12 protein-coding genes are annotated in these 12,009 nt (G+C 33.7%); 6 read left to right on the forward strand and 6 right to left on the reverse strand.

The window, feature by feature from the left end:
- Positions 1-14: 14 nt before the first annotated feature.
- Both IEV10_RS00120 and IEV10_RS00125 read right to left on the reverse strand, forming a co-directional pair.
- Positions 15-482, reverse strand: coding sequence for a hypothetical protein (locus IEV10_RS00120; RefSeq protein WP_188372662.1), 468 nt, complete (start codon positions 480-482; stop codon positions 15-17).
- 2 nt (positions 483-484) lie between these two features.
- Entirely contained in the window at positions 485-640 is a 156-nt protein-coding gene (locus IEV10_RS00125) for a hypothetical protein (RefSeq protein ID WP_188372663.1), read from the reverse strand.
- A gap of 151 nt (positions 641-791) precedes the next feature.
- Between IEV10_RS00125 and IEV10_RS00130 the strand changes: the two genes are divergently transcribed.
- Positions 792-2,288, forward strand: coding sequence for a hypothetical protein (locus IEV10_RS00130; RefSeq protein ID WP_188372664.1), 1,497 nt, complete (start codon positions 792-794; stop codon positions 2,286-2,288).
- Between the two features lie 145 nt (positions 2,289-2,433).
- The gene (locus IEV10_RS00135) at positions 2,434-2,874 is read left to right on the forward strand and encodes a DUF4890 domain-containing protein (RefSeq protein WP_188372665.1); all 441 of its coding nucleotides are present in this window, start codon (positions 2,434-2,436) and stop codon (positions 2,872-2,874) included.
- Positions 2,875-2,914: 40 nt separating this feature from the next.
- Here IEV10_RS00135 and hemL read toward each other — a convergent pair whose 3' ends face one another.
- Genes hemL through IEV10_RS00150 form a run of 3 tightly spaced genes read right to left on the reverse strand, consistent with a single transcriptional unit; the run spans position 2,915 to position 5,912 of the window.
- Positions 2,915-4,204, reverse strand: a complete 1,290-nt coding sequence (gene hemL / locus IEV10_RS00140) for a glutamate-1-semialdehyde 2,1-aminomutase (protein ID WP_188372666.1) — start codon at positions 4,202-4,204, stop codon at positions 2,915-2,917.
- Between the two features lie 4 nt (positions 4,205-4,208).
- Positions 4,209-5,012 (reverse strand): glucosaminidase domain-containing protein, encoded by an 804-nt coding sequence (locus tag IEV10_RS00145; protein ID WP_188372667.1) that lies wholly within the window; start codon positions 5,010-5,012, stop codon positions 4,209-4,211.
- Positions 5,013-5,912, reverse strand: coding sequence for a 1-aminocyclopropane-1-carboxylate deaminase/D-cysteine desulfhydrase (locus IEV10_RS00150; protein ID WP_188372668.1), 900 nt, complete (start codon positions 5,910-5,912; stop codon positions 5,013-5,015).
- A 381-nt stretch (positions 5,913-6,293) separates the two neighbouring features.
- Here IEV10_RS00150 and IEV10_RS00155 point away from each other — a divergent pair, with 381 nt between their 5' ends.
- From IEV10_RS00155 to IEV10_RS00170, 4 genes are all read left to right on the forward strand, one after another.
- Positions 6,294-6,455, forward strand: coding sequence for a C1orf53 family protein (locus IEV10_RS00155; RefSeq protein WP_188372669.1), 162 nt, complete (start codon positions 6,294-6,296; stop codon positions 6,453-6,455).
- Entirely contained in the window at positions 6,455-8,473 is a 2,019-nt protein-coding gene (gene hutU / locus IEV10_RS00160; RefSeq protein WP_188372670.1) for a urocanate hydratase, read from the forward strand. Before IEV10_RS00155 ends, hutU begins: the two co-directional genes overlap by 1 nt.
- A 14-nt stretch (positions 8,474-8,487) precedes the next feature.
- Positions 8,488-9,072, forward strand: a complete 585-nt coding sequence (locus IEV10_RS00165; RefSeq protein WP_188372671.1) for a DUF4136 domain-containing protein — start codon at positions 8,488-8,490, stop codon at positions 9,070-9,072.
- A gap of 120 nt (positions 9,073-9,192) precedes the next feature.
- Positions 9,193-10,839 (forward strand): SulP family inorganic anion transporter, encoded by a 1,647-nt coding sequence (locus tag IEV10_RS00170; protein ID WP_188372672.1) that lies wholly within the window; start codon positions 9,193-9,195, stop codon positions 10,837-10,839.
- A gap of 38 nt (positions 10,840-10,877) precedes the next feature.
- Here the strand turns inward: IEV10_RS00170 and IEV10_RS00175 are convergent, their stop codons facing one another.
- Positions 10,878-11,981, reverse strand: coding sequence for a bestrophin family protein (locus tag IEV10_RS00175; RefSeq protein ID WP_188372673.1), 1,104 nt, complete (start codon positions 11,979-11,981; stop codon positions 10,878-10,880).
- Positions 11,982-12,009 lie beyond the last annotated feature (28 nt).

Genomic DNA, 12,009 nt, shown 5'->3' on the forward strand with positions numbered 1-12,009 from the left:
GTTAATGATATTTTTTAAGCAGATAAGAAAAATATATGTATTGCTAAAGCCATAAGTACTCCACTTAAGACACCGTTGGCTTTTAAATTATTGTATAATAGGAAATTAAAAACATAAGAGCTTATTGTTGTTGAGTTTATTAAGTGTGCTAAAATGAGCGTATCTTCCAATTTCTTTAGTGTCACTAACTCTAAAATCTGTAAAATTATAATAACCACTATTACAGTTATAGCTAGGAATAATGTTGCCGGTTTTTGATTCTCTACTTTATAAGCCTCTGTGTTTTCAGGCATAAAGTTTTCAATAACAATAAGTCTAACGAAAAACAGTATTGGGATAGGAAATAATATCGATGCAATAATCTTAATGACATCCTTAAACGTTTTAATCTCATCGTAACCTAAGAACACCAGATATATAAAAACAAGAACCGAAATGCCTGTAGTAACAAAAAAAGCAATATTTAGATTTTTTTGATTCATATTTAGAATCTCCTCCAATTAATAACACAAGAGCCATTACTACTTTCTAACAAAGTAATTATATAAGACTTTAAATAAATAATGGTTAAAGCAGCAATAAGATAAAACAGCCCTAGTTTTATAATATCTAAACGCCTAAAATTAAATTCTGAGTTCATAATATTTTGTTTTAATGATTACAGGACAAAAGTGCCATCAAAACCATAGAAATAAAAATTAAAATTCTATAAAAACTTATGATATATTCTGTATAAAAAATTAATTAAATTCTATATTTATTGGTATATATTAATATTTAATTACGATTAAATGATAGATATAAATTCTATAATCAACGCTTTAAATAGTAAAGACAGGTATGATTTCACTGTCTATTTGGAACGTAAAAACAAGCGGACAGACACTAAAAACATTCAATTGTTTAAGCTATTAGCCGAGGGAGAAACTGACTCTAATATTATATGCAAAAAGCTTTACAACTCTGACAATAAAAACGCGTATCACGCCTTGAGAAAACGATTATTTGATAGCTTAATAGATTTTACTGCAAACAAGAGCCTAGAAGATGAAAACTCTATAGACATTCAGATTATAAAAAACATACTAGCTTCTCGCACATTCTTACTTCAAAAAAACTTTTCTACTGCCTATAAACTTTTAGATAAAGCGGAGTATTTAGCCGATCAAGATTCATTATTTCCAATACTTAATGAAATTTACCATACCAAGATTCAGTATGCACCAGATTACCCTAAAGCTAATTTAGAAGACCTTATAAGAAAGCAAAATGAAAATAGAAAAAAGCATCATTTAGAAGACCAACTAAATACCGTCTATTCCAAATTAAAATCAGTATTAAACCTTATCAGCTATGAAAGAAAAATTGTTAACTTCGAAACAATTTTAGAGCAAACTCTGAAAGATTCTGATATTAAATTAAACGAGTCACTTTCCTTTAAATCACTTTACCAAATTTTAGCAATAGCCAATATATCTGCTTTTATCACAACACGCTATTTTGAAATCGAAGATTTTGTTTTAAAAAGCTATGCTATACTTAAAAAAAAGAAAGAAACAAATAAACAGCTCTACTACCAGATACAAATTGTTTACATTATAGCAAATACACTTTTTAGAAATAAAAAATTTGAAGAGTCTTTAAAGTATATCAATGAGATGCATCAGTTAATGATGCTCAAAAACAATACGTATTACAAAACTTTTATTCTAAAACTAACTTTAGTAAAAGCCTTAAATCTTAATTACAATAATACACCAAAAGATGCTATAAACATTACTATAAACGCGATTACAAAAAAACATAACGATATTGAAGCTCTACTTGACCTCAACTTATCGCTACTTATGTTTTATTTTCAGCAAAATGAATTTAACAACGCTAAATCTATACTTTCAAAATTTTATCATACAGACAATTGGTATATTGAAAAAGCAGGAATCGATTGGGTGATTAAAAAAAATCTTTCAGAATTGCTATTATACATCGAGCTAGGTGATGAAAACCTCTTCTACTCAAGATTAAAAAGCTTTAGGCGACTTTACACAAAACATCTTAGAGACATAAGTCAAACCAATATTATTAACTTAATAAACTTAGCTGAGGCTTATTATAAAAATCCTCAAATTGTATCTACTAAACGTTTTAAAAATAAAGTCGAGGAAACCCTTATACGGAAAGAAGACTCCGAAGAAGATATCTTTGTAATAAGCTTTTATGCATGGCTAAAGAGTAAACTGGAAAACAAACCTCTGTATGAAACCACATTAAAACTTGTTAAAAAATAGATAAGTGTTAAATAATGTGTTAAAAAAAGCAGTACATTTAAACGCTTTTGGCTTTAATAAGTCATAGAGGAGAACAAAATGTTTAACGAAGGTATTTCACCAATGAAAACCTGTCAATCGATTAAAAAACAATAAAATTAAACCCATGAAAAAATTATTAGTACTCGCATTAGCCCTATGTACATTTACTAGCTATGCACAAGAAATTGAAAAAGAGAAAATGAGTAACGCTATTAAAAAGCGTATGATAAAAAAAGGAAAAGCGTCTCCTGAAGATAGAGCAGAAATTGATTCCAAAAAGATGACTCTAAAATTAGATTTAAGCAACAAACAACAGATTGAGGTTAAAAATGCTTTACTCGCACATTACAAAGAAGGTAAAGACAAAATGAATGCTGCAAGAAAATCTGGAAAGGAAATGACTGATGAGGAGCGTCAAAAAATTAGAGCTGGTAGACTTGATGCCCAAATCGCATTAAAAGCAAAAATGAAAACCATCCTTGACGATGAGCAATATGCCAAATTTTCTCAAATGATGGAGCGCAAAATGCATAAAGGAAAAAGAAGAGGGAAAAGAAGAAAATAATTCTTTAAAAAAGTAAAAGAGCGCTATTTGCGCTCTTTTTTTATGCCATTTCTTTTGTAAATTTTTCGACAGCTGCAATTGTTTCATCTAAATCATTATAAGACAGAGCATCTGTTATAAACCAAGTTTCAAACGCACTAGGCGCTATGTATATGCCCTGATTAAGCATGCTATGAAAAAAAGCTTTAAACGTATTGTTATTTCCTTTTACAGCTGTATTAAAATCATAAACCTCTCCTTCATCAAAATGAACAGAAATCATTGAGCCTACTCTGTTAATTGTATATTGAATATTAGATTTATCTAAGACATCGGTAATACCTTTGTGTAAATACAATGTTTTTTCTTCAAGGCGTTTAAATAAATCTTTATCAGAATTAATGGTCTTTAGCATTGCTAAACCAGCCGCCATTGCTAATGGATTACCACTTAAAGTTCCTGCTTGATATACTGGCCCCAGAGGTGCTAAATAATTCATTATTTCGTTTCTAGCAGCAAATGCGCCAACTGGCAGACCACCTCCAATTACTTTACCAAAACAAACAATATCTGCATTTACACTATACAATTCTTGTGCACCACCTTTAGCCAGCCTGAAGCCAGTCATGACCTCATCAAAAATTAATAGTATACCATTAGAATTACAAAGCAATCGCAACCCATTTAAAAAACCTTCTTTAGGTGGAATACACCCCATATTCCCCGCAACAGGCTCGATAATAATAGCCGCAATTTCATTAGTATTAGCTTCAATAAGTTGTTTCACATTCTCTAGATTATTATAATCTGCCAACAATGTGTCTTTTGCAGTACCTTGGGTAACTCCAGGACTATTTGGTGTACCAAATGTCGCGCCACCGCTTCCAGCAGCAATTAAAAAAGCATCACTGTGTCCATGATAACAACCAGAAAACTTAATAATCTTATCTCTACCTGTAAATCCTCGAGCCAATCGTATAGCACTCATACAAGCTTCTGTTCCAGAATTTACAAATCTTATTTTGTCAATATTTGGCACCATCTCCACAGCCAATTCTGCAATCTCTGTTTCAATAGCCGTAGGCATTCCAAAAGATGTACCTGACTCTGCTTTAATCTTTACGGCTTCAACAACTGGTCCAAAAGCATGACCCAACAACATCGGGCCCCAAGAATTTATATAATCAATATATCGATTGCCATCTTCATCATAAACGTAAGCCCCTTTTGCAGATTTTGCAAAAATAGGCGTTCCTCCAACACCTTTGAAAGCTCTAACAGATGAATTCACACCACCCGGAATCACCTCTTGTGCTTCTTTAAAAAGCGCGCTGCTTCTTTGATATAACATAAAATTATTCTGATTTTATAATCAACACTTGACCAATGGTTAAGTCATTAGACGTTAAACTATTTTTTTGTTTTATAGCCTCTACTGTTAAACCATATCTTCGACTCAAAGAATACAAAGTATCACCTTTGATGACCGTATGAGATATAGATGCTGTAGTTTTATTTTTAGTTGAATTTCCTAAAACCTGATTATCGTATTTATAAAGTTCGTAGCGCTCAATAAGGCTAATCAATTTTTGAGGATACTTTCTATCAGTAGCATAGCCTGCAGCCCTCAAACCTCTAGCCCATCCTTTATAATCGTTAGGTTTTAGTCTAAATAAATTTGCATAACGCTTTCTACCTGTCAAAAATTCTGAATGGTCTTTATATGACGTAGAAGCAGTTTTATATTTTCTAAAACATTCTTGAGAACGGTCATCATCATGGTAGATTTTTGCACCTTTCCACCCATGACATTTAATACCAAAATGATTATTAGCTTCTTTTGCTAAACGACCATTACCAGAACCTGATTCCAAAATACCTTGTGCTAAAGTAATACTCGCAGGTATTTTTGAAATGCGCATTTCTGCCATTGCAATATTTGCATAGGTATTAATATAAGTATCAACTGATGTTCTCTTTCTTGGTAATTTTTCCTCAGCTTTTATTGGCGCCTTAGTCGGCACAGCTCCCGTGTCATTTTTAACCTCAACCTTCTCTGGTTTAGTATCAGTCTTCTTTTTTTTAGTGACAATACCTTTTTTTGGACCACAAGCAAAAACAAAGGATAATAAAATTATTATTAGAACTCTTTTTTTCATTTACACTTTGATTAAAGGCATTGATTTGTTTTTTAATCGTTGATTCATACCTTCTATACCTTGAAGTCCACCTGTATGAATCACTAAAATTTTTGAGCCACTCTCAAATTTACCACTAGCAATCATATCTAAAATCCCAAATAGCATTTTACCCGTGTATACAGGATCTAGCTGTATGCTATATTTAGATTTAAAATCATTAATAAACGCTACTAATTGTGTGTTTATTTTAGCATATCCTCCAAAATGGTAGTCGTTGATTAATTGCCAATTTTTACGCTTAGCAAATTTAACAATTTCTTCTTTTAAAAAATCACCTTTTAAAGCAGGAAAACCCAATATTTTTTGATGTTTTTCTGAAGCATTTATTATTCCAGATATTGTCCCTCCAGTTCCAACAGAAGTGCATATGTAATCGTATTTAACATCTTCAAAATCTAGTATTTCTTTGCATCCTTTTACAGCCAATTCGTTTGTGCCTCCTTCTGGAATTAAGTAAAACGCTCCAAACCTATTTTTAAGTCCATCTTGAAAATCTTCAGATGCTTTTTTTCTATAATCTTCTCGACTTATAAAATGAAAAGTCATCTTGTGCTTTTGGGCAAATTGCAATGTAGGATTTGTATTAATTTGTGACGCTAACTCCTCTCCTCTAATAACACCAATAGTCTTAAAACCCTCGCTGTATCCTGCATAAGCAACAGCTGCTATGTGGTTAGAAAACGCACCTCCAAAAGTCAGAAGTGTATCCTTCTTTTGTCGTTTCGCTTCAATTATATTGTATTTAAGTTTTCGGAATTTATTACCAGAAACAAACGGATGAATCAAGTCTTCACGCTTTATAAAAAGCTGAATGTTTCTATCATTTTCAATATGAACTTGTTGAGTTTTTGACTTCATTTTCAACATCAAAAATAATGTATAAAATTCCAAAATGGTCGCTCTTTTAAAAACTTAGGATTACCTTCATTTTTATAAGCTTCTTTCTCAAAAGAGATTGACTTATAAGCTCGTTTCCAATTTTTTAATTTAATATATCTAATCATAAACTCAATGACATAAAACAAGTAAAATAAAACTATTAATAGTTCTAATTGCTGTCTAAGATGAATTCTCTCATGATAAATTAAAATTCTATTTTGAGCTAAATCCTTTCGTTTTAAAAAAATAAACGGAAACAAAGTCAGGCCTGAATAGCCTTTAGGCACTATATATTTTGAAATCAATATCACGCTTAATCATATTCAAAAATCACTCCAAAATAAGTTATCTTTGTTATCTATGAAAAAATATGTCCCAATAGAAGATGGTGATTATTACTTAACACCTGAAGGCTACCGCTGTTTTACTGAGCAATACCATTTAAAAAGAGGATATTGTTGCGAAAGCGGTTGCAGACATTGTCCCTACGGATTTTCAAAAGAAACATTAAAAAAAAAGTAATGCAGACAACGCTTACAATATTCAAAGACCAAATACTACAAGGTATTCCCGAGCAATTACCTAATCCAAAGCCTTATGATAAAGCTATAAATCATGCCCCTTTTAGAAAGGATATCCTTTCTCCTGAAGAGAAAAAGCTAGCATTACAAAATGCATTGAGATACTTTGATAAAAAACATCATAAAGTTTTATTAGAAGAGTTTAAAAAAGAGCTTGAAACTTATGGTCGCATCTACATGTATCGGTTTAGACCAGATTACAAAATGTACGCTAGACCAATTGATGAGTATCCTGCAAAATCTAAGCAAGCTGCAGCTATAATGTTGATGATCCAAAATAACTTGGATTATGCAGTAGCGCAACATCCTCATGAACTCATTACTTATGGCGGTAACGGAGCTGTGTTTTCTAACTGGGCCCAATATCTATTGACTATGAAGTATTTGGCTGAAATGAACGACGAGCAAACTCTTGTTATGTATTCTGGTCATCCAATGGGCTTATTTCCAAGCCATAAAGAAGCGCCTAGGGTTGTAGTCACTAATGGTATGATGATACCAAATTATTCTAAACCCGATGATTGGGAAAAATTTAATGCACTTGGTGTTACACAGTATGGACAAATGACCGCAGGGAGTTACATGTACATTGGCCCACAAGGCATTGTCCATGGCACAACAATTACAGTCTTAAATGGCTTTAGAAAAATAGGAAAAGAACCTAAAGGTAATTTATTTGTAACATCTGGATTGGGTGGTATGTCTGGCGCACAACCTAAAGCAGGTAATATTGCAGGTTGTATTACCGTTTGTGCAGAGGTAAATCCGAAAATTACCCAAGTACGATTAGACCAAGGTTGGATTGATGAAAAAATTACGGATTTAGATGAACTTGTTTCAAGAGTCAATAGAGCTAAAGCTGAAAAAGAAACTATATCTATTGCCTATTTAGGCAATATTGTTGATGTCTGGGAAAAATTTGACGAAGCTAATATTTATATCGACTTAGGAAGTGACCAAACCTCACTTCACAATCCTTGGGCGGGCGGTTATTATCCTGTTGGAATTTCTTTTGAAGATGCTAATAATATGATGGCTAATACACCTGAGTTATTTAAAAACAAAGTTCAGGAAACGCTTCGTCGTCATGCCAATGCTATAAATAAACACACGAAAAAAGGTACTTATTTCTTCGATTATGGCAATGCCTTTTTACTAGAAGCCTCACGTGCTGGTGCAGATATCATGAATGAGAATCCGTCATTAGGAAGAGAGTTCAAATACCCAAGCTATGTTCAGGATATTATGGGACCAATGTGTTTTGATTATGGTTTTGGGCCTTTCCGTTGGGTCTGTGCTTCAGGAGACCCTGAAGATTTAAACAAAACAGATGAGATTGCTTGCCAAATCCTCGAAGACATAATGAAAAATGCGCCTAAAGAAATTCGGCAGCAAATGGCAGATAACATTCAATGGATAAAAGGTGCACAAGAAAATAAATTGGTAGTTGGATCACAAGCAAGAATTCTTTATGCAGATGCTGAAGGTCGAATGAAAATTGCCGAAGCTTTTAATAAAGCTATCCAAAATAATAAAATAGGCTACGTAATTTTAGGACGCGATCACCATGATGTTTCCGGAACAGACTCTCCTTATCGAGAAACAAGTAACATATATGACGGCTCAAGATTTACAGCAGACATGGCCATACACAACGTTATAGGTGATAGTTTTAGAGGTGCGACATGGGTTAGCATACACAATGGTGGAGGCGTTGGATGGGGCGAAGTTATAAACGGTGGTTTTGGTATGGTTCTTGATGGTAGTAAAGAAGCATCTAAACGCCTGAAACAGATGTTGTTTTGGGATGTTAATAACGGTATTTCGCGGAGATGTTGGGCACGAAATGAAGGTGCGGTTTTTGCTATAAAACGTGCTATGGAAAGTGAACCTAATCTAAAAGTGACATTACCAAATACTGTTGATGAAGAACTTTTAAACGGACTCGAACTCAAATAAAAACTACTCAGATTATGAAAAAGACGATTAAATTTTTTCCTCTGCTACTCTTAGCAGTATTAATGAGCTCTTGTAGCTCTGTGCGCGTAGCATCAGACTATGATAAAGAAACTCAGTTTAACGATTACAAAACTTTTGCTTTTTTCAAGCCAGGCATTGATAAAGCAGAAATTAGCGACTTGGATAAACGTCGAATACTTAAAGCCGTTGAAGCAGAATTGATGGCAAAAGGCATGACCAAATCAGAAAACCCTGATATGCTTGTTAGCATTTTTACCAAATCTAATCAGCGTGTTGATATATACAATAATGCTTGGGGTGTTGGCGCTTGGGGCTGGGGCGGATTTGGAAGATGGGGCTGGGGACCTGGTTGGGGTGCCTGGGGACCTGGTTTTGGCTGGGGCGGAAATAACGTCTCTACTAGAACCGAAGGTATTCTCTTTGTAGATTTTATAGACGCAAACAAAAAACAGCTCATATGGCAAGGATCTGGCACAGGTTATTTAGCCACCAAAAACGTTGAAAAGAAAGAAGCCAGAATTAAAGAATTTGTTTCTGCAATGATGACAAAATATCCACCAGAAGCTAGTACAAAATAAAAGACATAGCACTTATCTAATCAAGAGCATCCATAATCTGGGTGCTCTTTTTTTTGATTATAGTCTTATAAGTCATCTCCCATAAAAGTTTATCTTTGCGCACTTTTAAGATGAAGCATTATGATATTAGGTCAAACAACTCGAAAAAATTTCACGCAAAATCCTAAGAATGATATTCTATCTGGATTGACAGTAGCTTTAGCATTAGTTCCTGAAGCCGTTGCATTTGCATTCATCGCAGATGTCCCTCCCATTGTTGGTCTTTATGGTGCTTTTATGATGGGGATAGTCACAGCACTTTTTGGTGGAAGACCTGGAATGATATCGGGCGCAACAGGAGCCATGGCAGTAGTAATGGTTCATCTAATTAAAAAAGGTAATGAAGTTGGTATAACCTTAGACACTCCTATTGAAAACCTAGGATTACAATGGCTTTTTATTACATTACTTTTTGTCGGAGGTATCCAAATATTAGCAGGTGTTTTTAAACTTGGAAAGTTTGTGCGACTAATTCCACATCCAGTTATGATGGGCTTTGTCAATGGTTTAGCTATTGTTATCTTTTTAGCACAACTTGGTTTATTTAAAGAGCGGGTCAATGGTGAGTTACAGTTCATGAGTGGTCAACCGCTTTGGGTTATGCTAGGACTTATAGTATTAACTATGGGAGTGATGTATGGTTTACCTAAATTGACGAAGAAAATTCCTGCTGCTTTAGTAGCAATTATAGTCGTAGCTGCAATAACAATTCTTGGTAAATTAGATGTTAGTACAGTAGGTTCTTTTATTGCCGATAGAGGCGGAACAGATGGTATAGAAGGGAGTTTACCGACATTTCAAGATCAGATTTTTGGATTGTTTAACACATTGAATGGTCATTGGGATTTGATTTTTTCTACTGCTTTCATATTAGCTGCAGTTGGATTAATAGAATCTTTAATGACCTTAAATCTTGTTGACGAAATTACCGAAACTCGTGGCAACGGAAATAGAGAATGTATAGCCCAAGGTAGTGCCAATATATTGAATGGTTTATTTGGCGGAATGGGCGGTTGTGCTATGATAGGGCAATCTATTATTAATGTTGATTCTGGTGGTCGTGGGCGATTATCTGGTGCTATAGCTGCAATAGCTTTATTATGCTTTGTGTTATTTGGAGCTCCATTAATTGAACAAATTCCAATTGCGGCTTTAGTAGGTGTTATGTTTATGGTCGTTATCGGAACATTTGCTTGGTCTAGTTTTAGAATTATAAGAAAGATTCCTTTATCTGATGCCATTGTTTTAATTGCTGTTTCTGCCATTACAGTTTGGAAAGATTTAGCCGTAGCTGTTATAGCGGGTGTTATTATTTCGGCACTGGTATTTGCATGGAAAAATGCAACCATGATTAGAGCACGTAAACGTATGCAGCCTGATGGTACCAAAACATATGAAATTTGGGGGCCATTATTTTTTGGTTCAATTCAAAATTTCAACGCAAAATTTGATGTGAAAAATGACCCGCTAAATGTTGAAATAGATTTTGTTGAATCACGCGTTAGTGATCATTCAGCTTTAGAAGCTATTTTCAATTTAGTAAATAAGTATGAAGCTGCAGGGAAATCTATCAAGCTAAAACACTTAAGTGGAGATTGTAAAAATTTAATGTATAAGGCTAGCCCAAAGTTTAAGGAAGTTATTATTGAAGATATTGAGGATCCAAGGTATCACTTAGCGGCAGATCCTGAAAAATTTACTAAGTCACTTTCTGAATATAATATGTAACAAAAAAGGCTTTCAATTTTCCTGAAAGCCTTTTTATTTTACATGACAATATCATTTTTCCATTCGTAAGGCTCAGGAATATCTGTATCATCTATCAATTGCCTTATATCAATTTCAATACCTCTACTCATATTAGTAATTGGCACATCGTTAGGACCACCCTCAAATGGGTTCTCAGTATTTTCACCTATAGCCTCCATAGTATGGAATACCCATGCTAGCAATGCACTAAAAGGAATTGAAAACCATACAAAATGGGTCGCTATAAATTCTTGAATTAAATGTCCCCAAGATGTTCTTGATTGATGTACAGTTAATTCATTAAGAATATGCTTTCCTATCGATTCAAACTCTTCCATAATACCATAAGGTAACATTAGTATAAACAACCATACAAAAATATAGTTCATTGTTGCATATTGTCTTGGGTAAGGAAAGTTCTTAATTCGTTCACTTTTTCCTTGTAAGGTGTAGAACTCTACCAATATATTCTCCATTTCCATATGCCTAAAATCATCGATAAGACCTGATGATTTTAACTCTCTTAAACGTCTTGATTGTATACCCAAGATTTGAGATGCTTGATTTCCTTTTGCAAATAACTCATCATATTCTTGCTCCGAAACATAAGGACTAATCGCTTCTTTTATAGGAATTGTATCTTCACAAACTAAATATTGAGATTCACGAAATTCTCTATTCGATTTTGTATTTTTTAAATGCATTTCCCACGGTTTATCTTTACGCAATTGATAACGCAAAGCTGTAAGCCAAGCTACATGTCTATGCACCAACTCTTTATGAATAGCCTTAAGTTCTTCAGCGCTAACTTTTTTATCAGCATGGTCGTTAGTTATAAAATCTTTTACTTGTATGGTCCATGAACGAGATGCATTAACAATGCCACCCCAAATTTTTCGAGCTTCCCATAACCTATCATAAGATGCATTGTTTTTAAAACTCACTAAGAAAGCTACAGCAGTACCTAAAACTCCTAAAGGTAACCAAGGCACATGAAGCCATTTTAACCCAACAATATCAAATAATATTACCGGAATTGTAGCTAGGATTAAAAATAAAATTATGCGTCGTCTAGTCCATTTGATGACACCTTTTACAGGGAATATCCGTCTTGTATACATGAAATAAGTTTATATCTCCTAATATACA

This window comes from Winogradskyella haliclonae, from assembly GCF_014635865.1.
Lineage (GTDB): Bacteria > Bacteroidota > Bacteroidia > Flavobacteriales > Flavobacteriaceae > Winogradskyella > Winogradskyella haliclonae.